23 protein-coding genes are annotated in these 26,087 nt (G+C 61.6%); 13 read left to right on the forward strand and 10 right to left on the reverse strand.

Annotated elements, in window-relative coordinates; translation table 11 throughout:
* The first annotated feature begins 114 nt into the window (after positions 1-114).
* The 5 genes from BSF79_RS07230 to BSF79_RS07250 all read left to right on the forward strand — a co-directional run bounded on the left by BSF79_RS07230 (position 115) and on the right by BSF79_RS07250 (position 6,286).
* Positions 115-702: a uracil-DNA glycosylase family protein gene (locus BSF79_RS07230; RefSeq protein ID WP_090269197.1), complete on the forward strand. Its 588-nt coding sequence runs from the start codon at positions 115-117 to the stop codon at positions 700-702.
* Positions 703-852: 150 nt separating this feature from the next.
* Positions 853-2,100 carry a Na+/H+ antiporter NhaA gene (locus BSF79_RS07235; protein ID WP_090269198.1) on the forward strand — a complete coding sequence of 416 codons (1,248 nt, stop codon included), beginning with the start codon at positions 853-855 and terminating at the stop codon, positions 2,098-2,100.
* Positions 2,101-2,287: 187 nt separating this feature from the next.
* Positions 2,288-2,947 (forward strand): ABC transporter ATP-binding protein, encoded by a 660-nt coding sequence (locus BSF79_RS07240; protein WP_090269199.1) that lies wholly within the window; start codon positions 2,288-2,290, stop codon positions 2,945-2,947.
* Complete coding sequence (locus BSF79_RS07245; protein WP_090269200.1) at positions 2,925-4,622, forward strand: KpsE/RkpR family capsule polysaccharide export protein; 1,698 nt, start codon at positions 2,925-2,927, stop codon at positions 4,620-4,622. The genes BSF79_RS07240 and BSF79_RS07245 overlap by 23 nt, the downstream gene beginning before the upstream one ends.
* A 167-nt stretch (positions 4,623-4,789) precedes the next feature.
* Positions 4,790-6,286 carry a phosphomannomutase/phosphoglucomutase gene (locus BSF79_RS07250; RefSeq protein WP_090269201.1) on the forward strand — a complete coding sequence of 499 codons (1,497 nt, stop codon included), beginning with the start codon at positions 4,790-4,792 and terminating at the stop codon, positions 6,284-6,286.
* 166 nt (positions 6,287-6,452) lie between these two features.
* On the opposite strand, the gene BSF79_RS07255 is transcribed toward BSF79_RS07250, so the two are convergent.
* The 5 genes from BSF79_RS07255 to BSF79_RS07275 all read right to left on the reverse strand — a co-directional run bounded on the left by BSF79_RS07255 (position 6,453) and on the right by BSF79_RS07275 (position 12,239).
* Positions 6,453-8,462: a M3 family metallopeptidase gene (locus tag BSF79_RS07255; protein ID WP_090269202.1), complete on the reverse strand. Its 2,010-nt coding sequence runs from the start codon at positions 8,460-8,462 to the stop codon at positions 6,453-6,455.
* Positions 8,463-8,517: 55 nt separating this feature from the next.
* Positions 8,518-9,558 carry a HesA/MoeB/ThiF family protein gene (locus BSF79_RS07260; protein WP_090269203.1) on the reverse strand — a complete coding sequence of 347 codons (1,041 nt, stop codon included), beginning with the start codon at positions 9,556-9,558 and terminating at the stop codon, positions 8,518-8,520.
* On the reverse strand, positions 9,558-10,022 hold the full coding sequence (gene dut, locus BSF79_RS07265) for a dUTP diphosphatase (protein WP_090269204.1): 465 nt from the start codon (positions 10,020-10,022) through the stop codon (positions 9,558-9,560). The genes BSF79_RS07260 and dut overlap by 1 nt, the downstream gene beginning before the upstream one ends.
* Positions 10,023-10,075: 53 nt before the next feature.
* A complete protein-coding gene (coaBC, locus tag BSF79_RS07270; protein WP_090269205.1) occupies positions 10,076-11,272 on the reverse strand; it encodes a bifunctional phosphopantothenoylcysteine decarboxylase/phosphopantothenate--cysteine ligase CoaBC in 1,197 nt (398 codons plus the stop codon).
* A gap of 88 nt (positions 11,273-11,360) precedes the next feature.
* Positions 11,361-12,239: an RNA polymerase factor sigma-32 gene (locus BSF79_RS07275; RefSeq protein ID WP_090269206.1), complete on the reverse strand. Its 879-nt coding sequence runs from the start codon at positions 12,237-12,239 to the stop codon at positions 11,361-11,363.
* Positions 12,240-12,342: 103 nt separating this feature from the next.
* Here BSF79_RS07275 and cobU point away from each other — a divergent pair, with 103 nt between their 5' ends.
* From cobU to BSF79_RS07295, 4 genes are all read left to right on the forward strand, one after another.
* Positions 12,343-12,864 carry a bifunctional adenosylcobinamide kinase/adenosylcobinamide-phosphate guanylyltransferase gene (gene cobU / locus BSF79_RS07280; protein WP_090269207.1) on the forward strand — a complete coding sequence of 174 codons (522 nt, stop codon included), beginning with the start codon at positions 12,343-12,345 and terminating at the stop codon, positions 12,862-12,864.
* Positions 12,861-13,433 (forward strand): histidine phosphatase family protein, encoded by a 573-nt coding sequence (locus tag BSF79_RS07285; RefSeq protein WP_090269208.1) that lies wholly within the window; start codon positions 12,861-12,863, stop codon positions 13,431-13,433. The genes cobU and BSF79_RS07285 overlap by 4 nt, the downstream gene beginning before the upstream one ends.
* A gap of 91 nt (positions 13,434-13,524) precedes the next feature.
* Positions 13,525-14,391 carry a glutathione S-transferase gene (locus BSF79_RS07290; RefSeq protein WP_090269209.1) on the forward strand — a complete coding sequence of 289 codons (867 nt, stop codon included), beginning with the start codon at positions 13,525-13,527 and terminating at the stop codon, positions 14,389-14,391.
* A gap of 92 nt (positions 14,392-14,483) precedes the next feature.
* Entirely contained in the window at positions 14,484-15,998 is a 1,515-nt protein-coding gene (locus BSF79_RS07295) for a YifB family Mg chelatase-like AAA ATPase (RefSeq protein ID WP_090269458.1), read from the forward strand.
* Here BSF79_RS07295 and BSF79_RS07300 read toward each other — a convergent pair.
* Genes BSF79_RS07300 through rsmI form a run of 4 tightly spaced genes read right to left on the reverse strand, consistent with a single transcriptional unit; the run spans position 15,976 to position 19,147 of the window.
* Positions 15,976-16,887 carry an alpha/beta hydrolase gene (locus BSF79_RS07300; protein ID WP_090269210.1) on the reverse strand — a complete coding sequence of 304 codons (912 nt, stop codon included), beginning with the start codon at positions 16,885-16,887 and terminating at the stop codon, positions 15,976-15,978. The genes BSF79_RS07295 and BSF79_RS07300 overlap by 23 nt on opposite strands.
* Positions 16,884-17,819 carry a glutathione synthase gene (gene gshB / locus BSF79_RS07305; RefSeq protein ID WP_090269211.1) on the reverse strand — a complete coding sequence of 312 codons (936 nt, stop codon included), beginning with the start codon at positions 17,817-17,819 and terminating at the stop codon, positions 16,884-16,886. The genes BSF79_RS07300 and gshB overlap by 4 nt, the downstream gene beginning before the upstream one ends.
* Before the next feature lie 57 nt (positions 17,820-17,876).
* Entirely contained in the window at positions 17,877-18,290 is a 414-nt protein-coding gene (locus tag BSF79_RS07310; RefSeq protein WP_090269212.1) for a YraN family protein, read from the reverse strand.
* Positions 18,287-19,147, reverse strand: coding sequence for a 16S rRNA (cytidine(1402)-2'-O)-methyltransferase (rsmI, locus tag BSF79_RS07315; RefSeq protein WP_090269213.1), 861 nt, complete (start codon positions 19,145-19,147; stop codon positions 18,287-18,289). Before rsmI ends, BSF79_RS07310 begins: the two co-directional genes overlap by 4 nt.
* An 89-nt stretch (positions 19,148-19,236) precedes the next feature.
* Between rsmI and BSF79_RS07320 the strand changes: the two genes are divergently transcribed.
* The 4 genes from BSF79_RS07320 (at position 19,237) to BSF79_RS07335 (ending at position 25,360) form a co-directional block, all read left to right on the forward strand.
* Positions 19,237-20,421: a penicillin-binding protein activator gene (locus BSF79_RS07320; RefSeq protein ID WP_090269214.1), complete on the forward strand. Its 1,185-nt coding sequence runs from the start codon at positions 19,237-19,239 to the stop codon at positions 20,419-20,421.
* A gap of 19 nt (positions 20,422-20,440) precedes the next feature.
* Positions 20,441-23,206 (forward strand): [protein-PII] uridylyltransferase, encoded by a 2,766-nt coding sequence (locus tag BSF79_RS07325; protein ID WP_090269215.1) that lies wholly within the window; start codon positions 20,441-20,443, stop codon positions 23,204-23,206.
* Positions 23,203-24,744 (forward strand): murein biosynthesis integral membrane protein MurJ, encoded by a 1,542-nt coding sequence (gene murJ / locus BSF79_RS07330; protein WP_090269216.1) that lies wholly within the window; start codon positions 23,203-23,205, stop codon positions 24,742-24,744. The genes BSF79_RS07325 and murJ overlap by 4 nt, the downstream gene beginning before the upstream one ends.
* Positions 24,745-24,844: 100 nt before the next feature.
* Entirely contained in the window at positions 24,845-25,360 is a 516-nt protein-coding gene (locus tag BSF79_RS07335) for a DUF308 domain-containing protein (protein ID WP_139246397.1), read from the forward strand.
* Positions 25,361-25,393: 33 nt separating this feature from the next.
* Here the strand turns inward: BSF79_RS07335 and BSF79_RS07340 are convergent, their stop codons facing one another.
* A complete protein-coding gene (locus BSF79_RS07340; RefSeq protein ID WP_090269218.1) occupies positions 25,394-26,080 on the reverse strand; it encodes a rhomboid family intramembrane serine protease in 687 nt (228 codons plus the stop codon).
* Between the last annotated feature and the right edge of the window lie 7 nt (positions 26,081-26,087).

The following is a 26,087-nucleotide window of genomic DNA, read 5'->3' on the forward strand; positions in this document are numbered from 1 at the left end:
GGGCCTGCCAGGCATGTGGATCGGCCAAAAGCGGTAGTCCCCCCGCCCTGGCAAGGCAAGCGCAAACCGCACCGCGCCCTTGTCAGGGCCGGGGCCGCGCCCCAGATTGACGGGATGATACCGCCCCTGCCCGACCAGATCAGCGCCTGCCGCCTGTGTGCCGACCGCTTCGCCGCGACCGCAACCCGCCACAGCCCGCGCCCGGTGCCGTGGTTTCACCCCGGCGCCCGCCTGCTGATTGCGGGCCAAGCACCGGGGCTGCGGGTGCACGAGGCCGGTCGGCCGTTTTTCGACCGCTCCGGCGACCGGCTGCGCGACTGGCTGGGGCTGAACGCGGATGCGTTCTATGACCTGAACCGCGTCGCCATCGTGCCCGCCGCGTTCTGTTTTCCGGGATACAATGCCAAAAAGGCCGACCTGCCACCGCCCCCCATCTGCGCCCAAACCTGGCACACTCGGGTTCTCGACAGCCTGCCCAATCTGCGGCTGAAAGTGCTGATCGGCGCCTATGCCCTGCGCAATCACCTCGGCCTTCGTGCGCCCCTAACCGAAACCGTGCGCAATTGGCGCGCCCACGCCCCCGGCACCTTCGTGCTGCCGCACCCCTCGTGGCGCAACAGCGGCTGGCTGCGCCGCAACCCCTGGTTCGAGGCAGAACTGATCCCGGAATTGCGCGCCGCCGTGGCCGCCGTGATGGCCTGAAGCCCACGACGGATAATGCGCCGACAAAAACAGCCCGAGAAATAGCCGAAGACCGCCTGCCAAGCCTCTGTTTTCATGTCCGGGCGGTTGCCCAGCCGGGACAAATGCCCTAGGTCTCTGCTCAAATAAAACCGCAGGGTGAGGTAACACATGTATCGCGTCTGGAATTTCGTCACCAACTACTCGTTGTTGCTGATCATCGGGGCACTGATCGCTTTGGTCTGGGCGAATATAAATCCCGACAGCTATCATCATTTCGTGCACCTTGAGCTTTGGCAAGACGCCCCCATCGGCGCGCTGCACGATGGCCACCGCACCTTGACCCTGCACTTCCTGATCAACGACGTGCTGATGGCCTTCTTCTTCGCCATCGCCGCGAAAGAAGTCTGGGAAGCCGTGATCCTGAAAGAGGGCAGCCTGCGCGGCAAAAAAGCCGCCACGCCCCTTATCGCCACCGCAGGTGGGATGGTCGGACCGATTGCTGTCTATCTGGGCCTGGCCCTTCTGTTCGGCTCCGAGACCTTCGATGCGGTCAAGAACGGATGGGCCGTGCCCACCGCCACCGACATCGCGTTTTCCTATCTGGTCGGGCGGATGGTGTTCGGCGCGGGCCACCCTGCTGTGCGCTTCCTGCTGCTGCTGGCCATCGCCGACGATGCGGCGGGCTTGATCATTCTGGCCATCTTCTACCCCTCGGGCGAACTCGCGCCGCAGTGGCTGCTGCTGTCGCTGGGGGCCGCAATCGCGGTGTTCGTGCTGGCCAACTGGCTGCCGCGCTATCTGGATCGCGGCAATCAGGCGCGCCCCAACTCGACCTGGATGCGCGATAAACTGTCGTTCTGGCCATACCTGCTTGCCTCCTGCGCCAGCTGGTACGGCTTTCAACAGGCCGGTATTCACCCCGCGCTTGGCCTGCTGCCGATCGTGCCGACAATTCCGCACGCCGACCGCGCCTTTGGCCTGTTCAGCGAGGCCGAGCAATACCTGACCGACCTTTTGAACCACATCGAGCACCTGCTGAAACATCCGGTTGAAATCGTGCTGTTCTTCTTCGGGTTGATGAATGCCGGGGTCGAATTCTCGGCTATCTCCGAACCGACCTGGCTGGTGCTGGCGGGGCTGCTGATCGGCAAGCCTGTGGGCATCCTGATCTTTGGTGTGCTGGGCGCGCATGTGCTGCGCCTTGGCCTGCCCAAAGGGATGCGCACGATTGACCTTGTGGTGATCGGCTGTGTCGCGGCCATCGGCTTTACCGTTTCGCTGTTCATTGCCGCTGTGGCCTTTGATCCGGGTCCGGTTCAGGATGCTGCCAAAATGGGCGCATTGTTGAGCTTTGCAGCGGCACTGGTGTCCATCATCGCGGGCAAACTATGCCGGGTGGAAAAACAATCCATCTAATCGAATTGGAAACAATTCCACAAAACCGGCGCGTAATGGCGCCGGTTTTTCAACACTTGGACATAATTTTGCCCTGAAACGCTGTCATTTCTTCGTGTAACCCGTCATATTGCCATTTGGCCGAGGCTAAGTAAGCCTTAAGGTTCCCCCGCTAAGAGGGATGGCAAGAGCAGAGCCGGAGCGAAAAATGCTCGAATTTGAGAATGTCAGTAAGTCCTTCTGGACAGGAAAGCAGCGCAAGGTGATCCTTGATCGCGTGTCTTTTCGTGTCGAGGTCGGAACCTCGATGGGCATTCTTGCACCGAACGGCACCGGCAAGACGACGCTGATCAACATGATGGCCGGGTTGGAAAAACCTGACGAAGGCGTGATCCGTCGCGGCTGCCGCATCTCGTTCCCGCTGGGCTTCATGGGCGGGGTGGTGAACAAACATTCGGCGGTGGAAAACAGCCGATATATCGCCCGGCTCTATGGGCTGGACCCTGACTATGTCGAAGCGTTCTGTCGTTGGCTTTGCGGTCTGGGCGAATATTTCGATCAGCCACTTGGTACCTACAGCTCGGGGATGAAATCGCGGTTTTCCTTTGCGCTGCTGCTGGCGCTTGATTTTGACATCTACCTGATCGACGAAGGCATGCCCGGATCGACCGATGTGGAATTCAACAAGAAAGCCGGCGATATCCTGCGCGAGCGCCTGCGCACCACGACCGTGATCATCGTCTCGCATCAGGCGGGCACGTTGGAAAAGTTTGCCCGTTCGGCCGCCGTTCTGATGAATGGTAAGCTGCATATGTTTGACACCTTGGAAGAAGCGAAACAGCTCTATGACTACGAAACCCAAGGCTAAAAAGTTCCGGATCCGTCGCAGCACCCCGTCCACCGGGGCCGCCGCGCAGCCCGCAGCGCCCGCCGAGCCGGTAGCGCCGCTGCGCAGCTATCTGTCCTCGGTCCGCGACGAACACGACGCGGCGGCACCGGCGGACCGTGCACCTGCCCGCCGCGCCGCGCCATCAATTCCCGAAGATCAGCCCGACGCATTCGAAATGCGCGGCATGGTCTCCTCGGCCAGCGAAACCAATGCCGATCAGGATATTGACGCGATCCGCCGCGAAGGGCTGACCGGTCGGCAGTTACGGATGGCCCGGCGCGTGGCACAGAAACACGGGCTGGCGCCGACCTCTGATTTCGACGCCGTGCGGCTGTTGCGCACCAAGGGGATCGACCCGTTCCAACGCTCGACCATGCTCGAACTTGTGGTCCCCCCGCACGAGGGACAGGCGCCCGGCGCCGCCCCCAGCCACGGCCAGATCCAACTGCCCCAAACCGTGCCCGGCAGCGACAAGAACCTGCCCTCGACCGAGCTAAGCCCGGCGGACCGGCGCACCAATGAAATCATGGCGATTCAGCGCGACATCGGTCGCCGCCGTCGCCGCAAGCTGATCCTTCTGATGACCCGGCTCAGCTTTTTCGTCTTCGCGCCGACGCTTCTGGTCGCGTGGTATTTCTTCGTGATCGCCTCGCCGCTCTACGCCACCAAATCCGAATTCCTGATTCTCGAGGCTGACGCCACCGGCGGCGGTGCGCTTGGCGGCCTGCTCAGCGGCACCCAGTTTGCCACCAATCAGGATGCGATCGCGGTCCAAAGCTATCTGACCTCGCGCGACGCGATGAACCGGCTGGAAGAAGATCTTGGCTTCAAGGAACACTTCAGCCAAGAATGGCTTGACCCAATCAAGCGGCTCGAACCCGACGCCAGCGATGAAGCCGCCTATAAGATCTTCAAGAAAAACGTGAAAATCGGCTATGATCCGACCGAAGGCGTGATCCGTATGGAAGTGATCGCCGCCGACCCACAGGTCAGCGCGGCCTTCTCGGAACACCTGATTTCCTATGCCGAACAACGGGTTGATGACCTGTCGCGCCGCAAGCGCGAGGATCAGATGCGCGAGGCCAAAGTCGGGCTCGAGACCGCCAAGAAAGAGCGTCGCGAGGCGCAGATGCGGCTGGTCGCCCTGCAAGAAGGCACCCTGCTTGATCCAGAAGGCGAGATCGCCAGCATCCGCGCCCTGATGAATAACGTCGAAATGCAGCTGCAAGACAAGGAGCTGCAACTCCAGACGATGCAGAACAACGCCCGGCCAAACAAATCCCGCGTTGATGCGCTTGAGGTCGAAATTCGCCTGCTCAGCGCCGAGCTGGAGCGCCAAAGCGCGCGGCTGAACGATGCGACCAACGGCGAAACCTCGCTGGCGGCCAAGGCGGCGCAGATCCAGATGGCGCAGGCCGATCTGGCCACTACCGATCTGTTCCTGCAATCGGCGCTGCAAAACGAAAAACAAACCGCGCAAGAGGCCAACCGCCAGGTCCGGTATCTGACAACCTCTGTTCGCCCCGTTGCGCCTGATGATGCGACCTATCCGCTGGCGTTCGAGAATACGATCCTGGCGTTTCTGATCCTCTCAGGCGTCTATCTGATGTTCTCGCTGACAGCATCAATCCTGCGCGAACAGGTCTCTTCCTGATCAAGACATTGGCGCCCCATGATCATGGGGCGCCGATGCACAAATTCGGGGCGGTTTCCGCAGCACCGCATGGAAAACGAAAACCGCATTGTTGTATTCCCGCCATACAGTGGGCATACAAAACCGTATAAAATTCTTTTTGAACAACTCTGAAGAAAGACGTCACCGTGACAAAACCCGATTTTGAAGTGACCCCCAATACTTGGGATTTTTTGAAAAACCCTATGATCAAGCCAACTGGGTTCCGCGAATATGATGCGCGCTGGAAATACCCGGAAGAAATCAACCTGCCCGGCATGACCGCCCTAGGCCTTGGCCTTGGCACCCAGATGCGCAAACGCGGCATCGCGCCGGTGATTGCTGTTGGCAATGATTATCGCGACTATTCGCTGTCGATCAAAAACGCTCTTATTCTGGGGCTGATGCAGGCGGGTATTCAGGTCAAGGATATCGGGCCCTGCGTGTCCCCGATGGCGTATTTCAGCCAGTTCCACCTTGATGTCCCCGCCGTGGCCATGGTCACCGCCAGCCACAACCCCAACGGCTGGACCGGGGTTAAAATGGGCTTTGACCGCCCGCTGACCCACGGCCCCGACGAGATGTCCGAACTGCGCGACATCGTGCTCGAAGGGCGCGGCGAAGCCGCCCCCGGTGGCAGCTATGAATTCGTCGAAGGCGTGAAAGAAGCCTACCTTGACGATCTCGTTGGCGACTTCAAAATGTCCCGCAAGCTCAAGGTCGTCTGCGCCACCGGCAACGGCACCGCGTCGGCCTTCGCCCCCGAGCTGTTCGAGCGTATCGGGGTCGAAGTCGTCCCCTCGCATAACGAGCTGGACTACACCTTCCCGCACTACAACCCCAATCCCGAAGCGATGGAAATGCTGCACGACATGTCCGACAGCGTCAAAGCGTCGGGCGCGGATTTCGCGCTTGGGTTTGATGGCGACGGCGACCGCTGCGGCGTGGTCGATGACGAGGGCGAAGAGATTTTTGCCGACAAAGTTGGCGTCATCATGGCGCGTGACCTGTCCAAAATCTATCCCGGCTCGACCTTCGTGGCCGATGTGAAATCCACCGGCCTGTTTGCCAGCGATCCCGAACTGATCAAAAACGGCGTCAAGGCTGACTACTGGAAAACCGGCCACAGCCACATGAAACGCCGGGTCAAAGAGCTTGGCGCACTGGCCGGGTTTGAAAAATCCGGGCACTACTTCCTGGCCGAACCGATTGGCCGTGGCTATGACTGCGGCATGCGCGTCGCCGTCGAAATCTGCAAGCTGATGGACCGCAACCCCGACATGTCGATGTCCGACCTGCGCCGCGCGCTGCCCGTCACCTACTCGACGCCGACCATGTCGCCCTATTGTTCCGACACCGAAAAATATGACGTGCTGGATCGGCTGGTGGCCAAGCTGGTGGCAAAGTTTGAAGCCGGTGAAACTCTGGCTGGCAAAAAGATCGAACGCGTCGTGACCGTGAACGGCGCCCGCGTCATTCTGGAAAATGGCAGCTGGGGTCTGGTGCGCGCATCAAGCAACACGCCCAACCTCGTGGTGGTCTGCGAAAGCAGCGACAGCGACGCCGAGCTGCGCGCGATCTTCGCAGACATCGATGCCGTCATCCGCACCGAACCCGCCGTCGGCGACTACGATCAAACCATCTGATCGCCGCCCCCGGCACACCAAACAGCAACGCCCCCAACCTCAGGTCGGGGGCGTTTTTTTTTGTCATTTGCCGCAGGCACCATACGCGTCCGTATCTGCATGTAGTGTGCATGCCGCGTGCATCGAAATCATACGGCCGCAAGGCGGGGGTTTCCCCCACCGCCAGTCATGCCAAACCGCGCCCTTTCAACAAGGCCTCGACTCCCGGCATACGCCCCCGGAACGCCATATACAGCTCCTCGGCATCCCGTGATCCACCAGTGGACAGAATGTTTTTCTCCAGCGCTTTCGCCACCTCAGGATCGAACGCACTGCCTGCCTCCTCGAACGCGGCGAAGGCGTCGGCATCCATCACCTCGGACCACATATAGCTATAGTACCCCGAGCTATACCCATCACCAGAGAAGACATGCGCAAATTGCGGCGTGGCGTGGCGCATGGCGATCTGTGGCGGCATGCCGATTTCGGCCAGAACCTCTGCCTGCCGCGCCATCGGATCCGCAGGTGCCGCGCCCTGATGAAACGCCAGATCGACCAGCGCTGACGCGACGTATTCCACGGTCTGGAACCCCATGTCGAAGTTCGCAGCCCCCAGCACCTTGTCCAGCATCTCCTGCGGCATCGCCTCGCCAGTCTCGGCATGAATGGCAAACTCCGCCAGCACCTCCGGCACCTCCAGCCAGTGCTCGAACAACTGGCTGGGCAGCTCGACAAAATCCCGCGCAACCGAGGTCCCCGAGATCGACTCGTAGGTCACGTTCGATAGCATCTGGTGCAGCGCGTGGCCGAACTCGTGAAACAGCGTGCGCGCATCGTCATACGACAGCAGCGCCGGGTCGCCCTTGGCAAAGTTGCACACGTTGATCACCACAGGCGCCTGCACGCGCGGGAACTTAGCCTGAGACCGCATCGCCGAGCACCAAGCGCCCGAGCGTTTGGAACCGCGCGCGAAATAATCTCCAATGAATACAGCCACATGTTGGCCGTCTCGCGTCACGTCCCATGCCCGACAATCGGCATGGTACAGCGGCACGTTCAAAGGCGAAAACTCCAACCCAAACAGCCGGTTGGCACAGGCAAATGCCGCTTCGATCATCCGATCAAGTTGCAGGTATGGCTTCAGCGCGGCCTCATCCAGATCATGCTCGGCCTTGCGGCGACGCGCGGCATAAAAATGCCAATCCCACGGCTCCAGATCACCGTTCAGCCCGTCTTCGTGCAGCATGGTTTCCAGCACTTTGGCATCGGCCTCGGCCCGCGACTTGGCAGGATCCCAGACCGCCATCAGCAGGTCGCTCACCCGCTCTGGCGTCTTGGCCATTTCGGTTTCCAGCTTGTAGGCCGCGAAACTTTCATAGCCCAGCAACTGAGCCCGCTCTTGCCGCAGTGCCAACGTCTCGGCTGCAATGCCGCGATTGTCCGAGTTCCCGCCATTGGCGCCACGCGCGACATAGGCCTTGTAGGCACGTTCGCGCAGGTCCCGACGCGGCGAAAATTGCAAGAACGGCGTGATGATTGACCGCGAGAGGGTCACAACAGGCCCCTCCGCCCCCTTCTCTTCGCCCGCCGCACGCGCGGCCTTGATCGCAAAATCCGGTAGACCCTCCAGATCGGCCTCGGACAGTGGCATTTGCCACGCGCGCTCGTCCGCCAGCAGGTTCTGGGTAAACTCCGTGCCCAACACCGCCAGCCGCGACTTTATCTCGGCCATACGGGCGTCCTGTGCCCCGGTCAGCGCAGCCCCCGAGCGGACAAACCCCCGATGGGTCAGCATCAGCACACGCTGCTGTTCGGGCGTCAGATCAAGCGTATCGCGCTGATCCCACAGGGCGGCAATCCGGGCGAAAAGCGCCTTATTCGCGGTAATTTCGGCCGAATGCGCGGCAAGGCGGGGCGAAAAGCTGCGTTGCAAATCTTCGCGCACTGGCGTGCTGTCAGCCCCTGCGACGGTGAAAAATACCGATAGAACCTTATCGAGCGCAGCGCCCGCGGCCTCCATCGCCTCAATGGTATTGGAAAACGTCGGGGCATCGGTGGCCGCAGAAATCGCCTCGACCTCGGCCTTGTGTTCGCTGAGCGCCTGTTCGAACGCGGGCTCAAAATCCTCGTCCCGGATGGTATCGAACGGGGCCAGTTCAAACGGGGTCTGCCAATCGGCAAGCAATGGGTTGGTCATGCAAGTTCTCCTTTGCCACAGAGGTAGGCGCGCCGCCCCCGCAGGTCCAGAGCCGTCAGGCCACCGCACCGCAAATCGGGCAATCAGCGCGCCTTTTCAGCGTGATCTTGCGGGTTTCCCCCCATAGCGCGTCATAGATCAGCATCTCGCCTCGCAGCGCAGCACCCGCCCCGGTGATCAGCTTGACCGCCTCGACCGCCATCATCGCGCCGATCACGCCGGGCAGCGGGCCAATCACCCCCGCCTCGGCGCACGACGGCGCCAGGCCGTCGGCTGGGGCCTTTGGAAAGATACACTGATAACATGGCGCGCCGTGCGCCGGGTCGAATACACTGATCTGGCCTTCCCATTGCGATAAAGCGCCCGAAATCAGTGACTTGCCTTGCGTCACAGCGGTGGCGTTGGCCAGATACCGGGTGGCGAAGTTATCTGTGCCGTCCAGAATCACGTCATAATCTGCAAACAGCTCAGCGGCTATATCAGCCTCCAACCGCCGTTTATATGGCCGCACAGTCACGAACGGGTTTTGCGCCTGCATCGCCTGTTTGGCGGAAAACACTTTGGCCGTACCGATCGCCGCGTCTGTGTGGATCACTTGGCGCTGAAGGTTGGAATTATCCACTTCATCGTCATCAATCACCCCGATTGTGCCCACTCCAGCCGCCGCCAGATACAACAGCGCGGGCGACCCAAGGCCCCCCGCCCCGATCACCAGAACGCTGGCGTTTTTCAACTTTTTTTGCCCCATGCCGCCGATCTCGCGTAGCACGATGTGGCGGGCATAGCGGTTCAGTTCGGTATCGGAAAACGCGGGCGCCGCCCCCGGCTGGCCCTTGCCCTTCTGTGCGCGGTGCCGCAACCACAGCACCCCCTGACGGTACAGCAAAGCCAACGCCGCGAACCCACCCAACAGCAACCAGGGCGCCGCACTTTCGCCGGTGCCAACACGCAATGGTGCGCCCTTGGGCAGAGTCAGATGAACCGCCACAACAGCCAGCCACAGCAGGCCAATCATGCCAATCCGCAAGCGTCGCGGCACCTTCAGTACCACCCCAAGGCCCCACAGAACCAGCGCAAACCCCAGAACCACGCCCATCAGCCGCGCCCGGTCGAGCCAAAACCGCCATCGCCGCGCGCCGTGTCGCTCAGCCCGCCGGACAGGGTGAATTTCGCCTGCACAACCGGGGCCACCACCATCTGCGCAATCCGGTCGCCATGCTGGATATGAAACGGTGCCTCGCCCGCGTTCATCACGATCACCCCAAGCGGGCCGCGATAATCGCTGTCGATCGTGCCGGGGCTGTTGGGCAGGGTCACGCCATGCTTCAGCGCCAACCCCGAGCGCGGGCGGATCTGCACCTCATACCCCAGCGGAATTTCCAGCCGCAGCCCGGTTGGCACCAACGCGCGCGCGCCCGGCGCAAGCCTGATCCCCTCGGCCCGTTGCGCCGCAGGCAGATTGGCACGCACATCCGCACCCGCAGCGCCCGTAGTTTCATACGCAGGCAGCGGCAGCGCGCGATCCGCCTCTTCGGTCCATGTCAAAGCAATCTCGGTCATCTCGTGCGCCTCTTTTTCATCTTGCCCAAATACTCTTGCCGAAGGCGCGCGCTCTAGCCCGCCAGCGCCTTGGCAATCCGCTGCGCCAGCAAGCGCGCAACCTCGGGTTTCCCCATGCGCGGCCAGTGCTCTGCTTCGGTTTCCGAGATCAGCACAACCGCATTTTCCGTGCCCCCCATAATACCGGTTTCCGGGCTGACATCATTGGCGACGATCCAATCACACCCCTTGCGCGCGCGCTTGGCGGTGGCATTGGCGATCACGTCATCGGTTTCAGCGGCAAACCCGACAACAAGCCCAGGGCGCCCCTCGGTCATCTGGCTGACGGTCGCCAGAATGTCGGGGTTTTCAGCAAATTCCAGAACCGGCAAAGCGCCGTTCTTCTTTTTTATCTTGGAGTCAGAGGCCGAAGCGACACGCCAATCCGCGACGGCGGCGGCAAACACCGCCGCATCGCTCGGAAGGGCTGCCTGCACCGCCTCAAGCATTTGAGCGGCGGTTTCGACCTTGATTACCTGTACGCCCGAAGGCGGCGGCACATCGGCGGGGCCGGTGACAAAAACCACCTCGGCCCCAAGCGCGGCCAAAGCGGCGGCAATCGCGGTGCCCTGCGCGCCCGACGACCGGTTGGCAATATAGCGGACCGGATCAATCGGTTCGTGCGTCGGCCCCGATGTGACAAGAATGCGCCGACCCAACAAAGGCCCACCCGCAAAAGCGGCCTCGATCTCTGCAACGATTTCAAGCGGTTCCGACATGCGACCGGGGCCAAATTCACCGCAGGCCATATCACCCTCATTCGGCCCGACGACGGCAATCCCATCCGCGCGCAACTGCGTCAAGTTTCGCTGCGTCGCCGGATGATCCCACATGCGCACGTTCATCGCTGGCGCAATCAAAACTGGCGTATCGGTGGCCAACAGCAGGGTTGTGGCCAAATCATTCGCCAGACCCTGCGCCATCTTTGCCATCAAATCAGCGGTCGCAGGCGCCACCACAACCAGATCTGCGCTGCGTGACAGCTGAATATGGCCCATCTCGGCCTCGGTTGTCAGATCGAACAGGTCGCTGTGCACCACCTCGCCCGCCAGCGCAGAGACCGACAGCGGCGTGACAAATTCAGCCGCCGCACGAGTCATCACCGGGGTCACAGATGCGCCCCGTTCGCGCAGACGGCGGATCAGGTCGAGCGTTTTAAAGGCCGCAATACCGCCGCCGATGATCAGAAGGATACGCTTGTCGGCCAGCATCTTTTGCCCCCCGGTTGCCTCGGCCCGACACTAGGCACATGCACCGGAGGAGACAAGAGCCCGCCCCCTGGCCTTCAGAACAACCGCTTCAGCTCAGGAACTCGTGCACATTCTGCGACCGGTCTTCCAACGATTTCCGCATCTTGGCAAAGGCCGCCGCCTCAAGCTGCCGCACCCGCTCTTTGCTCAGACCCAGTTCCTCACCGAGCGATTCCAATGTGCGCGGCGGTTCGCGCAGTTTGCGCTCGCGGACAATGAACTGTTCTCGCGGGTTCAGCGCCCCGATTGCCTCAAGCAACCAAGCACGCAGAGCCTGCGTATCATGCCGGTCCTCGACAATTTCAGCCGCCTGCGAGCTGTCATCCTCAAGTGTGTCGATCCACTCGCGGCCCTCGTCCTCGGACGATTGTGTGGCATTGAGCGAGAAATCAGACCCCGAAAGCCGCCCCTCCATCATCTCGACGTCGCGCAGCGGCACGCCGACCTCCATCGAGATCGCCTGCCGCATCTGATGCCGGTCCAACGGCTCGCCGCGCGCCTGCGCTTCGCGCTCAAGCCGGGCCTGAACCCGGCGCAGGTTGAAAAACAGCGATTTCTGCGACGAGGTCGACCCGGTGCGCACCATCGACCAGTTGCGCATCACGTAATCCTGTATGCTGGCCTTGATCCACCATACCGCATAGGTCGAAAACCGCACGCCGCGGTCCGGGTCAAATTTGTCTGCGGCCTTCATCAGGCCAAGACTGGCCTCTTGAATCAGATCGCCCATCGGCGCGCCATAGCGCTTGAACTTGGACGCCATCGAAATGGCCAGCCGCATATAGGCCGTGATCAGGCGGTGCAGCGCCGCCTCGTCCCGATGATCGCGCCACGCATAGGCCAGTTGCCGTTCGGTTTCGGCATCCAGCAATTCGGCTTTCATTGCCTTGCGCGACAGGGACATGTCATTTGGTGCATCAAGTGCCATACGAACCCCCGGTAATACGGCACGCCTGACGTGCCTTGTTTCATTACAGATGCTAATGATACGCACGGCAAGCCGATTTGGTTCACAATAAGGTGCATTTAAAATGCTTGATAAGCTGACGCTGGTTCTGGGTGGGGCCGGTTCGGGCAAATCTCTTTGGGCCGAAACGCTGGTCACGGGCACCGGCGCGGCGCGGTTGTATCTGGCGACGGCACAGGCTTGGGACCAAGAAATGCAGGCCAAAGTCACTCGTCACAAGGCGCAACGTGGCGCCAACTGGACCACGATCGAGGCACCATTGGACGTGACCGGCGCGCTGGCGCAGGCCCGCGCCGATCAGGTGGTGCTGCTGGATTGCGCCACGATGTGGCTGTCCAACCATCTTTTGGCCGACAGCGATTTGCCCGGTGAACAGGCCAGACTACTGACTGCACTGCTGAATTGTGCAGCACCAGTGGTCGTTGTTTCGAATGAGTTGGGCATGTCCGTCGTGCCCGACAACGCCCTTGCCCGCCAGTTCCGCGAGGCACAAGGGCGGCTCAATCAGGCATTGGCTGCGCAGGCGGGGTTGGTGGTGGCCGTGATGGCCGGGCTGCCGCTGGCGCTGAAAGGACAACTGCCATGAGCCGATTTTTCTGGGTCCGTCATGGCCCGACTCACGCGAAAACCATGGTCGGCTGGTCCGACCTGCCCGCTGATCTGTCCGATACCGCGCAACTGTCGCGGCTCAACGCGCATCTGCCGCCCGAGGCGCTGGTGATCTCCTCGGACCTGTCGCGTGCTGCGGCCACCGCCGATTCCATCGTCGGGCCGCGCACCCGCCTGCCGCACGATCCCGACCTGCGCGAGATCCATTTCGGAGCTTGGGAACTGCAACGGTTTTCCGACGTCGAGGATCAGGCCCATATCCGTACGTATTGGGAAAACCCCGGCGATGTGCGCCCGCCCGGCGGCGAAAGCTGGCACGACGTTGTGGCCCGCGTTGATCGTGCCGTTGCCCGGCTGATTGCCGCCCATCCGGGGCGTGATATCGTCGCTGTGGCGCATTTCGGTGTGATCCTGACGCAAGTGCAACAGGCCTTGCAGATCGGCGCCTACGAAGCGTTTTCGCACAAGATCGAAAACCTGTCCGTGACCGAGTTGACGCTTGGCGCAGAGGGATGGCGCGCCGGGCGGATCAATCACCTCCCGTGATCTGTACCGCCACAACTCTTCACTTTGCGTGATGTGAAGCCGACGATAGCATGATGTTGATTCTGCTGTTATTTGCGAGAGGCGCGCCTTGATGAGTTATGATCTTTATATCGGTGACAGAACATTCTCCAGCTGGTCACTGCGTGGCTGGCTGATGCTGGAGAAATTCGGCCTGCCCCATCGCGCCCATCTGGTCGGGCTGTATGACGGCACCTTTCACAGCGATCTGGCGCAGCTGACCCCGGCACGCCTTGTGCCGGTGCTGCGCACGCCAGATGGCATGGTGATCGGCGAAACCCTGGCGATGGCCGAAACCCTGAACGAGCGTCACCCCGACGCCGGGATGTGGCCCGCAGACCCCGAAGCACGTGCCTTGGCGCGCTGGTTGTCGGCGGAAATGCACGCCGGTTTCGGCGGATTGCGCAGCGCCTGCCCGATGCAACTTCTTCACCAATACCAAGGCTTCGTGGTCTCTGACGCCGTGCGCGCAGATCTGGACCGGGTCGAGCAGCTATGGGCCTTGGCGCGCGATCGCCATGGGGCCGGTGGGCCGTGGTTATTCGGCACCTATTCGCTGGCCGATGTATTTTTCGCGCCCGTCGCCGCGCGGATCGCGGGGTATGACCTGCCGGTCAGCGATGCGGCGCGGGCCTATGTGGCGCATGTTCTGGCCGATCCGACATTTCGGCAATGGCGGGCGATGGGCTTGGTCAAGACCTATGACCCAGTGCCCTATGCCATGGACCTGCCCAGCCGCGGGTGGCCCGGACCGCAAGTTTTGCCAGCCAAGCCCGTCACCGCACAGACCTCCGAAAACCCCAGTTGCCCCTATTCCGGTGAACCCGTTACGGATTTCATGGAGTTGGACGGCAGGGTTTTCGGTTTCTGCAACCCGTTTTGCCGCGACAAAACCGTGAACGATCCGGAAGCGTGGCCACAATTCATGGCCCTGCCCTGAAGCGATCGGGGACGGGCGTTAACCATTCCTAAAGCTCTGCTGCGGTAGTTTCCTGTTAACGGGCTTTAACCATAATGGGGATGGAGGCGGGAATGGTGGCGCGGGCCTATACCGTGGCGTTCGAGGGCGTCACTGCACGGCGGGTCGAGGTGCAATGCGCCGTCACCCCCGGAATGCCCGCATTTTCCATCGTGGGCCTGCCGGACAAAGCCGTCAGCGAGGCGCGCGAAAGGGTGCGCAGCGCACTCAGCGCGATGGCGATTGCACTGCCGTCGAAACGGATCACCATCAATCTGTCGCCCGCCGACCTGCCCAAAGAGGGAAGCCATTTCGACTTGCCCATTGCGCTGGCGCTGCTGGCAGCACTCGAGATCATCCCGCGCGATGCGGTCGAGGGCACAACCGCATTGGGCGAGCTGTCGTTGGACGGGTCGTTGGTGCCGGTGATCGGCGCCCTGCCCGCCGCAATGTCTGCAGCGGAAGAGGACCGGACCCTGCTGTGCCCCAAAGCCTCGGGGGCCGAAGCCGCTTGGGTCGGATCTTGTCAGGTGATCGCAGCGGCGGGGCTGGCGGATGTCGTGCGCCATTATACCGGCCAATCGCCGCTGTCCCCTGCGCAACCCGGTGAGGTCAGCCATGATTTTCAGGGCCGCTGCCTGCGCGACGTGAAGGGTCAGGAGCGGGCCAAACGCGCCTTGGAAATTGCCGCCGCCGGGCGGCATCATCTGATGCTGGTGGGCTCGCCTGGGTCGGGCAAATCCATGCTGGCCGCGCGCATGCCCGGCATTTTGCCGCCCCTGTCCCCGGCGGAGGCACTGGAAACCTCAATGATCCACTCGCTGGCTGGGTTGTTGGATGAGGGCGGAATCTCGCGCGTGCGGCCTTTTCGCGAGCCACACCATACCGCCTCGATGGCCGCGATTGTCGGCGGGGGGCGCAGCGCCAAACCTGGCGAGATGTCCTTGGCGCACAACGGCGTGCTGTTCATGGACGAGTTTCCCGAATTTCCACGCGCTGTTCTGGAAACCCTGCGCCAGCCGATCGAAACGGGCGAAGTGATGATCAGCCGTGCGAATGCCCATGTGAAATACCCCTGCCGCTTCATGCTTGTGGCTGCCGCCAACCCCTGCAAATGTGGATACCTCAGCGACCCCGCACGCGCCTGCTCCCGTGCACCGATCTGTGGCGAAGATTATCTGGGGCGGATCAGTGGCCCTTTGATGGATCGTTTCGACCTGCGAGTCGAGGTGCCGCCCGTGGCCTATACTGATCTGGATCTGCCCGCTTCGGGTGACACCTCGGCGCAGATCAGCGCACGCGTGGCCACCGCGCGCGCCATTCAGGCCCGGCGCTTCGCCGACCTGCCTGACACCCACCTGAATGCCGACGCCGAAGGTGCCGCACTCGAGGACGTCGCCAGCCCTGATACCGAAGGCCGCGCCCTGCTGATCCGGGTCGCCGAACGGTTTGGCCTGTCGGCGCGCGGCTATCACCGGGTGCTGCGCGTGGCCCGCACCATCGCCGATCTGGACGGGTCCGACGCCGTCCTGCGCCCGCACATTGCCGAAGCCGCGTCCTACCGCATTACCGCGATGAATGAAGGCTAAGCTGGTCTTTCACCCAACGGGCAATTTCGGCCAGATCACGGTCGGCCTCGGGCAGCAGGCGCTGAAACATTGGCCAGACATGCGGCAGGCCACCGCGATGCAGCAGATCAACATGAACCCCCTGTGCCCGCAACACATCTGCCATCCTCAGCGAATCATCCTCGAGTATTTCCGCATCACTTACGGTCAGAAGCACCGGACCGGACCCGTTGAAATCGCCAAATAACGGTGACGCACGTGGGTCTTTGGGGTCCGCCCCCTGAAGGTACATATCCCGCAGTTCGGTCAACCGCGACGTCGGCAGCATCACCTCGCAGCGCGCATTCCGTTGGATTGAGGCACCGGAGAAACTCATGTCTGTGAAGGGGGACAGCGCAAACGCGGCGCGTGGCAACGGAGCGCCCGCTTGCCGCAATGCCGCGACCAGAGCCAGCACAAGCCCGCCCCCCGCGCTGTCGCCGCCAAGCACGATCTGTTCAGGCGGTACGCTTGCCAGCAATGCGCGGTAACTGGACAGTGCATCGTCAAGCGCCTTGGGAAACGGGTTCTCGGGCGCCAGCCGGTAATAGGGCAAAATCGCGGGCAACCCAGTCATGCGTGACAGATGCGCCAACATTCCGCGATGGGTCCGGGGCGAGCCAAACACATAAGCGCCCCCGTGGAAGTAAAGGACTACGCCGGGGTCGCCCGCCTGAAGTGCTTCGACCCGCAAGGCAGGAACTGAGCCCAACATCACCTGCGTGGTGGTGGTGCCGCGCGGCGCGCGGAACCACAAACGCGCTTTGCCCTCAAACCCTGCGCGCGCCTTCTCGGGGTCTTGGACCCGCGCCAAATACGGCTTCTCGGTCAGGCGCAGGACAAGATTCAGTACGGGCCGCCGCAGGCTCATGCGCGTTTGGCCTCAATCGCCTCCCAGATTTTTTTGGCAGCGTTAGTACCGTCGAACCGCTCAAGTTCCTGAATGCCGGTGGGCGAGGTCACGTTGATTTCCGTCAGATAGTCGCCAATCACATCGATCCCGACAAAAACCTGGCCCTTTTCGCGCAGAAGCGGCCCGATACGTGCACAAATCTCAAGATCGCGCTCTGTCAGCCCGATCTTTTCGGGGCGCCCGCCAACATGCATGTTTGACCGCGTTTCACCTGCCTGCGGCACCCGGTTGATCGCGCCAACCGGCTCTCCATCGACCAAAATCACCCGCTTGTCGCCTTTGCTGACATCGGGCAGAAATTTCTGCACAATCAGCGGCTCACGGCTGAACCCGGTGAACAGCTCGTGCAGTGATGACAGATTGCGATCGCTTTCCGTCAGCCGGAACACGCCCGCGCCGCCATTGCCATACAGCGGCTTCAGGATCACATCGCCATGCTTGTCCTTGAACGCCCGGATCGTCGCCAGATCACGCGCGATCGTTGTCGGCGGCGTCAGATCCGGAAAATCAAGCACCAGCAGTTTTTCGGGATAATTGCGCACCCAGAATGGATCATTCACAACCAGCGTCTTGGGGTGAATGCGGTCCAGCAGATGCGTGGTCGTGATATAGAACATGTCAAACGGCGGGTCCTGGCGCAGCCAGACCACATCAAACTCGGACAGATCCACCTCCTGCTCCTCGCCCAGCCGGAAATGATCGCCTTTGACGCGCTGAACGGTCAGCGGCCACCCCCGCGCAACGATCCGTCCCTCCTGATACGACAGCTGATCGGGCGTGTAATAAAACAACTCATGCCCACGCGCCTGCGCCTCTTCGGCAATGCGGAATGTGCTGTCAGCGTCGATGTTGACCGGCCCGATCGGGTCCATCTGAAAGGCGATTTTCATGCGTGTCCCTCAATACAATCTGCCCTTTACATGGCGCAGTCCACTGGCAGAGGCAAATCAGAAATGGCCAAAGGCGTTTTCAATGATCTTCACTTCACCATGCGCATTCACCAAAGCGACGTCAAATCGCACCTCGGTAAGCTGCCCCTTGGGCATACCGATCAGATACTCCTCGGCCGTGGCATAGATGCGCCGCATCTGCGCCGTGCTCAATTGCGCCACGGCGCGGTCGAAACTCTTGCTTTTCTTGACCTCAACGAACACCAGCCCATTGCCATTCTGCACGATCAGATCGACTTCGCCGACCCGACCACGCCAACGACGCTCCGCCAAGGGCAACCCACGTCGTTCATAGTGGCGGGCAACACTGCCCTCAGCAGCGGACCCCGACAGATAGGCCACACGCCCTCTGCTTCGCCGGTTCTGAACCGGAGCCGCCACGCCCTGTTCGGAAGAAGAATGTGCTGTCATGCCTTACCGTCGAGTTTCAGAGCCAATTGGTACACCTGTCGCCGGGGCAGCCCGGTTCGGACTGACACCAGATCGACGGCATCGCGAACACTCAGCGTCTCAAGCGCCTCGCTCACCTGCGACTCTAGCTCGATTTCGCTAACGCTTGGTGAACCCGCGCGATCAATAAGAACAACAATTTCGCCCTTCAGGGTCCGATCGGCGCAGATTTGCGCCAACTCTGACAGGGGGGCGCGGATGATTTCCTCGAATTTCTTGGTCAGCTCGCGGCAAACTGCGGCCTCGCGTTCCGCACCCAGCACCTCGGCCGCATCGGCCAGCATGGCGGCGATTCGTTTGGGTGATTCGTAGAAAACCAGCGTCGCGGGCACGTCTTTGACCCCGGCAAGGGCGGTTTTCCGCTGGCCTTTGGCATTCGGCAAGAAGCCTGCGAAAAAGAACTTATCGGTCGGCAATCCGCCCAATGTCAGCGCCGTCACCACTGCCGACGGCCCCGGCGCCGAGGTCACCGGATACCCGGCCTCGCGCACCGCGCGCGCCAGGTCGAACCCCGGATCTGCAATCATCGGCGTGCCCGCCTCGGACGCATAGGCAAGCGATTTCCCCTCGGCCAGCAGGGCCAGCAGGCGCGGGCGCATCTGGGCGCCATTGTGATCGTGATAGGATAAGACTGGCCGATCCCCCAACGGTACACCATGGATCTCCAACAGTTTGCGCAGGCTGCGCGTATCCTCGGCCACCAGAACATCGGCACTGGCCAGAATATCCAGCGCCCGCAATGTAATATCGCGCGCAGTGCCGATCGGTGTGGCCAAAAGATACAAGCCAGCCGTCAGTTTCGTCTTTTGAAGATTCAACACTGGACCCGCCCTTCACTGTGTCTATTATCGGCAACCGAAGACCGGCAGTAAGGAAACCGCCGGTCACGAGGGAGTGCACTCAGCCCATGTTCGCCGTTTTAGCCAACGCCCGCAAGGCAATAGCCCTTTTCTTTGCGCTAACCGCGCTTGTCATTCTGGCGGCATGCGAACCTGTCTCCCTTGGTGGCATCGGCGGTGGCGGTCCATCGATCAACACAAGCGCCCCGGTGCCTGTGGCGCTTCTGGTCCCGCGTGGCGGCGGCAACTCAGGTGATGACCTGTTGGCACAAAGCTTGGAGAACGCAGCGCGCCTGGCGATTTCGGATCTGGAAGGCGCCAGCATTGATCTGCGCGTCTATTCCACCGGTGGCAGCCCCGCACAGGCGCAGGCACAGGCCCTGCAGGCGGTAAGCGATGGCGCAAAGATCATCCTCGGGCCGGTTTACGGTGAAGAGGCCAACGCAGTGGCCGTGGCCGTGGCCCCTAAAGGCATCAACGTTCTGTCTTTTTCCAACAACACCACCATTGCTGGCGGGAACCTTTTCATCCTTGGCCCGACCTTTCAGAACACCGCAAACAGGCTGGTCAGCTATGCGGCACGTCACGGCAAAGATCGTATTGTCATTGCCCACGACAGCACTGTCGCAGGCCAATTGGGCCGAAATGCCATTCAGAACGCGATTGGCCGCTCCGGTGCCACACTTGCCGGAACCGTCAGCTATGACTTCTCGCAACAAGGCGTTGTGAGCGCGATCCCTGAGATCCGTTCGGCTGTGTCGTCCGGTGGCGCCAATGCCCTGTTTCTGACAGCGAATACAGCGGGCGCGATGCCCCTTTTCAGTCAACTTCTGCCCGAGGCAGGCGTACGCCCCGAAACAACCCAGTACATCGGCCTGACACGTTGGGACATTCCGGCGCAAACTCTGGAATTGCCTGGCGTTCAGGGCGGATGGTTCGCCATGCCTGACCCAACAATGACAGCCCGTTTCAGCAGTCGTTACAACACCGCCTTCAGCGGGCAACCGCATCCGATTGGTGGCTTGGCCTATGATGGCATCGCCGCGATTGGCGCCTTGGTCAAAGCAGGTAAACGCGATGCCCTGACCGCAAGCGCCCTGACCCAAGGAGCGGGTTTTCAGGGTGTAAACGGCATCCTACGCCTGCGCAGCGACGGCACTAACGAACGAGGGCTGGCTGTGGCCCAAATCCGCGACAAACAAGTCGTGATCATCGATCAGGCTCCAAGAAGCTTTGATGGCCTTGGCTTCTGACCTTAACCGAAGATCCCAAATGTCCAATATACCCGCTGCGCCGGACAGCCTGATCTGTCCGGCAGAAATGATATTCGACCACGCCGACATTCAGGCCCGAATTGACGCCGCAACCGCCAATTCCCCGACGGACGCCGATATTCGCGCCGCCGTGGTGCCCATTTTGACCGAAGCCCGAAAACGCGGCATGGATGCGATCGAGACCGGGTTTGCCAAGCGCCCGTTCGAGGCCCGACCCGTCACCCGCGCCTATACCTGGCTGACCGATTGCATTGTCATCACGGCGCTGGATGTGGCCACTCGCCTGATGCATCCGCTGCCTGATTCTGCTGACCCCGAGCGTCTGGCACTGATTGCAGTCGGCGGATACGGCCGCGGGGAAATGGCCCCCTATTCCGATGTCGATCTGCTGTTTCTGACCCGGACCAAAATCTCGGACTGGGCCGAGAGCGTGATCGAATCCATGCTGTATATCCTGTGGGATCTGCGGCTGAAGGTGGGGCACGCCTCGCGCACGATCAAAGACTGCATACGGCTGGGCCGCGAGGATTTCACCATTCGCACCGCCCTGCTGGAGCATCGCGCTCTGGGCGGCGACCTGGATCTGGCGGCAGAACTGGACCGGCGCCTGCGCAAAGAGCTATTCAAAGGCACCGCCCCCGAGTTCATCGAGGCCAAGCTGGCCGAACGCGACGCGCGCCACGAACGCCAAGGTGGCCAGCGCTATGTGGTCGAACCCAACGTCAAGGAAGGCAAAGGCGGGCTGCGTGACCTGCAATCGCTGTTCTGGATCGCCAAATACCTGCACAGCGTGCAGGATGCCGCCGATCTGGTGGACCTCAAGGTCTTCACCGCCGACGAGTTCAAAAACTTTCTCAAAGCCGAAAGCTTTCTCTGGGCGGTGCGCTGCCATCTGCACCTGATCACCGGGCGCGCCTCGGATCAGCTCAGCTTCGATCTGCAGGTCGATGTAGCCGAGCGGATGGGATACAAGGACAAAGGCGGGCGCCGCGCGGTCGAACATTTCATGCAGGACTATTTCCGCCACGCCACCGCCACCGGCGACCTGACCCGGATTTTCCTGACCAAGCTTGAGGCGATGCACGTCAAAAGCGAGCCGCTTTTGGAGCGGATTTTCCGCCGCACCCCACGGATCAAACCCGGCTACAAGGTCATCCACAACCGGATCGCCATCGAGAATGAAACGGCATTTCTGGACGACAAGCTGAATATTCTGCGCCTGTTCGAAGAGGCGCTGCGCACCGGCATGCTGATCCACCCCGATGCGATGCGGCTGATCACGGCCAATCTGGATCTGATCGATGACGACATGCGCACCACCCGCGAGGCGCAGCGCATTTTCCTCGACTTGATGCTGAAGCACGGAAACCCCGAACGCGCCCTGCGCCGGATGAACGAACTGGGCGTGCTGTCGGCCTTTATTCCCGAATTTGAACCGATCGTGGCGATGATGCAGTTCAACATGTATCACAGCTATACCGTGGATGAGCACACGATCCAGTGCATCCGCAACCTGGCCCAGATCGAAAAAGGCGAGCTGGTGGAATCCCTACCGCTGGCCAGCCGGATCCTGCGTGAGGGCGTGAACCGCAAGGTTCTGTATGTGGCGCTGTTGCTGCATGACATCGGCAAAGGCCGCGATGAAGATCACTCGGTTCTCGGCGCCAAGATCGCCCGCAAAGTTGCCCCGCGTCTGGGCCTCAACAAGGCCGATTGCGAGACCGTCGAATGGCTGGTGCGCTATCACCTGTTGATGTCCGACATGGCCCAGAAACGCGACTTGAGCGACCCGCGCACCCTGCGCGATTTTGCCAAGGCGGTAAAAACCCGCAAGCGGCTGGATCTGCTGACAGTGCTGACAGTCTGCGACATTCGCGGCGTCGGCCCCGGTGTCTGGAACAATTGGAAAGCCATGCTGCTGCGCCAGCTGCACCGCGAAACCGCACAGGCGCTGGAACACGGGCTGGAAGAGTTGAACCGCGAAAACCGCGGGGCCGAGGCCAAAAGGCTGCTGCGTGAGGCGCTCAACGGCTGGGATCCGGCAGCAATCCGGGTCGAAGCCAACCGTCATTACCCACCCTACTGGCAAGGGTTGGACACCGCGACACAGGCGATCTTTGCCAATCTGCTGCGCGATATACCCGACGATGAGGTCCGTATCGATCTGCACCCGGATGAAAACCGCGACGCCACCCGCGCCTGTTTTGCTCTTGTCGATCATCCGGGCATCTTTTCGCGGCTGGCTGGTGCCTTGGCGCTGGTCGGTGCCAATGTGGTCGACGCCCGCACCTATACCTCCAAAGATGGCTATGCCACTGCCGTGTTCTGGGTGCAGGATGCCGATGGCCACCCGTATGAAGAAGCCCGCCTGCCACGCCTGCGCAAGATGATCAGCAAAACCCTGCGCGGCGAGGTTCTGACAAGCGAGGCCATCCGTTCGCGCGACAAGATCAAGAAACGCGAGCGCGCGTTCAAAGTGGCAACCTCGATCACTTTCGACAACGAAGGCTCCGAAATTTACACCATCATCGAGGTTGATACCCGCGATCGTCCCGGCCTGCTGTTCGACCTGACCCGCTCGCTGGCCGCCAACAATGTCTATATCGCGTCTGCCGTGATCGCGACCTACGGCGAACAGGTGGTCGACACCTTCTATGTCAAAGACATGTTCGGGTTGAAATTCCACTCTGTCCCCAAACAAAAAACGCTGGAGCGCAAATTGCGCGACGCAATTGTAAAGGGTGCGGAAAGGGCCATTTCGTGAAGCCCATCCGCCTGCTTTCAGGCTTTGTGACGGTCGGCATGTGGACCCTTGCCAGCCGCGTTCTGGGGTTTGTACGTGATGCGATGATCCTCGCCTATCTGGGCACCGGCCCAGCCTACGAGGCCTATGTCGTCGCCTTCCGCCTACCCAACATGTTCCGCCGTTTCTTCGCCGAAGGCGCGTTCAACATGGCCTTCATCCCGCAATACTCCAAGCGGCTTGAGGGCGGTGAAGATGCCGACGACTTCGCCTCCCAAGCCTTTGCCGGTCTAGCCTCGGTGCTGATCGCGCTGACGTTGCTTGCCATGGCGGTGATGCCGTGGATGATCTATGCGCTGGCCTCCGGCTTTGCAGGACAGGCACAGTTCGAGCTGTCGGTCGAATTTGGCCGCATCACCTTCCCCTATGTGCTGTTCATCTCGCTGGCGGCCCTGCTGTCGGGGGTTCTGAACGCGCTTGGCCGCTTTGCCGCCGCTGCTGCCGCCCCGGTGCTGCTCAACATCGTGCTCGTCAGCGCCATGACGCTGGCCGCGCTTGCAGGCGGCGACGTGGCGCGTGCCCTGATCTGGGCGATCCCGCTGGCCGGGATGGCGCAACTGGCGCTGGTCTGGGCCGCCGCCAAACGCGCCGGGTTTCACCTACGCCTGCAACGCCCGCGCTGGACACCGGCAATGCGCCGCCTTGTGCGCGTCGCCATTCCCGCAGCTCTTGCGGGCGGCGTGATGCAGGTCAACCTGCTGGTCGGGCAACAGGTCGCCAGCTATTTTGACCGTGCCGTCGGCTGGCTCTATGCTGCAGACCGGTTGTATCAACTACCGCTGGGTGTGGTTGGGATTGCCGTTGGCGTCGTCTTGCTGCCCGACCTGTCTCGCAGGCTCAAGGCCAATGACACCGCAGGCTCGCGCGAAGCGCTCAGCCGCGCCGCCGAGATTTCGCTGTCGCTGACCATCCCCTCCGCCGTGGCGCTGATCGTCATCCCCCTGCCACTGGTGTCAGTGCTGTTTGAGCGCGGTGCGACCACCTCGGATGATAGCGCCGCCATTGCCACCGCCGTGGCAATCTATGGCCTTGGCCTGCCGGCCTTTGTGGTCCAGAAAATCCTGCAACCGCTGTTCTTTGCGCGCGAAAACACCCGCACCCCGTTCTATTACGCCGTGGCCGCCATGATCGCCAATGCCGCCATCGCCATCGGGCTGGCGCCCTTGGTGGGCTGGCTTGCCTCGGCCATTGCCACCACGATGGCGGGCTGGGTCATGGTCGGGCTGCTGATCCGCGGCACCCGCCCTTTTGGCGAGATAGCTCGCTTTGACGCCCGTTTCCATGCCCGGATCTGGCGTATCATCGCCGCAGCACTTGGAATGGGCGTGGTGCTTTGGGCGGCAATGGCGCTGCTGACCCCGTTCCTGGGAATGGATGGGCTGCGCTATCTGGCGCTGCTGGTGCTGATCCTGGCAGGAATAATCAGCTATTTCGGGATCGGTCAGCTGATCGGCGCCTTCCGCCTGTCCGAATTCAAACGCGCATTGCGCCGAGGCTGATAAACGCGGCCCGGCGCAAATATGTGCATCCTTGTCAAACCCGCGCAGTCGGCGCAGGTTGGGGGCGAACCTGATCACGTTTTCTGCAAAGGACGATCTGATGCGCGGCACCACCCTTCTTCTCATCACCGGCTTGCTTGCACTTGCAGCAGGCGTTGTTGCGCTGATCTACCCGCTCGCGGCCTCTGTTGCCGTCAGCCTTCTGATTGGTTGGAGCTTCGCTGTGCTCGGCGCGCTGCTCTTGCTTGCGGGCCTGACGGCTCCGGGCTGGCGCGTTGTCCAGATCATTCTGGGCGTGCTGATGATGCTTCTGGGGGTGTCGCTTCTGGCCGATCCGCTTGAAGGGGTCGTGGGGCTGACAATCGTGCTGGGCGTGCTCCTTGCGATTTCCGGCGTGGTGAAGCTGCTGATGAGCTGGAGCGCCCTTTCCGGCCCGTTCCGCGCCTCGCTGCTTCTGTCGGGGGCGCTGTCGCTGCTGCTTGGTATCATGATTCTGACCAACACACCCGGCTCAGGAGTCATCGCCATTGGCGTCCTACTGGCGATTGAGCTGCTCAGCAATGGGATCTGGGCGATCTCACTGGCGCTTATGATGCGGCGCGGCACCAGGTTTTGAAACACCGGCAAGCAGACACGTCGGCCGCGCGCCTTACTTGTGGCGCAACCGGGCGCGGAGTCTGCTCCAGCCACCGGGGCTGACCAAAAACGACAGCGCGAACCCCGCAGCAAAGCCCCCCACGTCGGCCACCCAATCGGGCTGACTGCCGAACAGAATCCCAAATACCAACTGAATTCCCATCAGAAACCCGATCAGTGAAAACGCCCGGGCCTGCTGCTCGCCCAGCACCCCCAGCCGCAACCACATCAGATAGGTGAATGCCCCAATCAGGCCGTATACCCCCGGAAACGCCCCCATCAGCGGCACTGGCGTGCTCAGAAACAGGCCATAGGCCAGCGCGCCCACAACGCACGACAGCATGAACACCGCCAGCGTGGCGAGCTGCGAAAATACATCGCCCACCATCTTGCCCAAGGCCAACAGCATCGCGCCAGAAAACACCGCCTGTGTGAAGCTGGCATGCACAAATGGATAGGTCACAAACCGCATCACATGCTCGAACGGCCAGTGGTTGTTCTCCAGCATCCAGTCAAAGATCGGTCCAGAAAACGCATAGCGCTGAACCGCTTCAAGCCGCCACCCCACCGCACCCGGCCCACCAACAAGACCGCGGCCGCCCAGCCACAATGCTGCCTCGATCCCAATGACAAGCAAAAACAACGCCACCACAACGGGCGGCAACGGGTTGACGGGGCTTTCATTCTCTGGGCTGCTCATGGGCCTC

This window comes from Thalassovita taeanensis (assembly GCF_900110775.1).
Lineage (GTDB): Bacteria > Pseudomonadota > Alphaproteobacteria > Rhodobacterales > Rhodobacteraceae > Litorimicrobium > Litorimicrobium taeanense.

Coding starts and splice junctions, on each gene's coding strand:
- BSF79_RS07230 (WP_090269197.1), top strand. CDS start 115: ATGATACCGCCCCTGCCCGACCAGATCAGCGCCTGCCGCCTGTGTGCC.
- BSF79_RS07235 (WP_090269198.1), top strand. CDS start 853: ATGTATCGCGTCTGGAATTTCGTCACCAACTACTCGTTGTTGCTGATC.
- BSF79_RS07240 (WP_090269199.1), top strand. CDS start 2,288: ATGCTCGAATTTGAGAATGTCAGTAAGTCCTTCTGGACAGGAAAGCAG.
- BSF79_RS07245 (WP_090269200.1), top strand. CDS start 2,925: ATGACTACGAAACCCAAGGCTAAAAAGTTCCGGATCCGTCGCAGCACC.
- BSF79_RS07255 (WP_090269202.1), bottom strand. CDS start 8,462: ATGACCAACCCATTGCTTGCCGATTGGCAGACCCCGTTTGAACTGGCC.
- BSF79_RS07260 (WP_090269203.1), bottom strand. CDS start 9,558: ATGGGCGTGGTTCTGGGGTTTGCGCTGGTTCTGTGGGGCCTTGGGGTG.
- dut (WP_090269204.1), bottom strand. CDS start 10,022: ATGACCGAGATTGCTTTGACATGGACCGAAGAGGCGGATCGCGCGCTG.
- coaBC (WP_090269205.1), bottom strand. CDS start 11,272: ATGCTGGCCGACAAGCGTATCCTTCTGATCATCGGCGGCGGTATTGCG.
- BSF79_RS07275 (WP_090269206.1), bottom strand. CDS start 12,239: ATGGCACTTGATGCACCAAATGACATGTCCCTGTCGCGCAAGGCAATG.
- cobU (WP_090269207.1), top strand. CDS start 12,343: ATGCTTGATAAGCTGACGCTGGTTCTGGGTGGGGCCGGTTCGGGCAAA.
- BSF79_RS07285 (WP_090269208.1), top strand. CDS start 12,861: ATGAGCCGATTTTTCTGGGTCCGTCATGGCCCGACTCACGCGAAAACC.
- BSF79_RS07290 (WP_090269209.1), top strand. CDS start 13,525: ATGAGTTATGATCTTTATATCGGTGACAGAACATTCTCCAGCTGGTCA.
- BSF79_RS07295 (WP_090269458.1), top strand. CDS start 14,484: ATGGTGGCGCGGGCCTATACCGTGGCGTTCGAGGGCGTCACTGCACGG.
- BSF79_RS07300 (WP_090269210.1), bottom strand. CDS start 16,887: ATGAGCCTGCGGCGGCCCGTACTGAATCTTGTCCTGCGCCTGACCGAG.
- gshB (WP_090269211.1), bottom strand. CDS start 17,819: ATGAAAATCGCCTTTCAGATGGACCCGATCGGGCCGGTCAACATCGAC.
- BSF79_RS07310 (WP_090269212.1), bottom strand. CDS start 18,290: ATGACAGCACATTCTTCTTCCGAACAGGGCGTGGCGGCTCCGGTTCAG.
- BSF79_RS07320 (WP_090269214.1), top strand. CDS start 19,237: ATGTTCGCCGTTTTAGCCAACGCCCGCAAGGCAATAGCCCTTTTCTTT.
- BSF79_RS07325 (WP_090269215.1), top strand. CDS start 20,441: ATGTCCAATATACCCGCTGCGCCGGACAGCCTGATCTGTCCGGCAGAA.
- BSF79_RS07335 (WP_139246397.1), top strand. CDS start 24,845: ATGCGCGGCACCACCCTTCTTCTCATCACCGGCTTGCTTGCACTTGCA.
- BSF79_RS07340 (WP_090269218.1), bottom strand. CDS start 26,080: ATGAGCAGCCCAGAGAATGAAAGCCCCGTCAACCCGTTGCCGCCCGTT.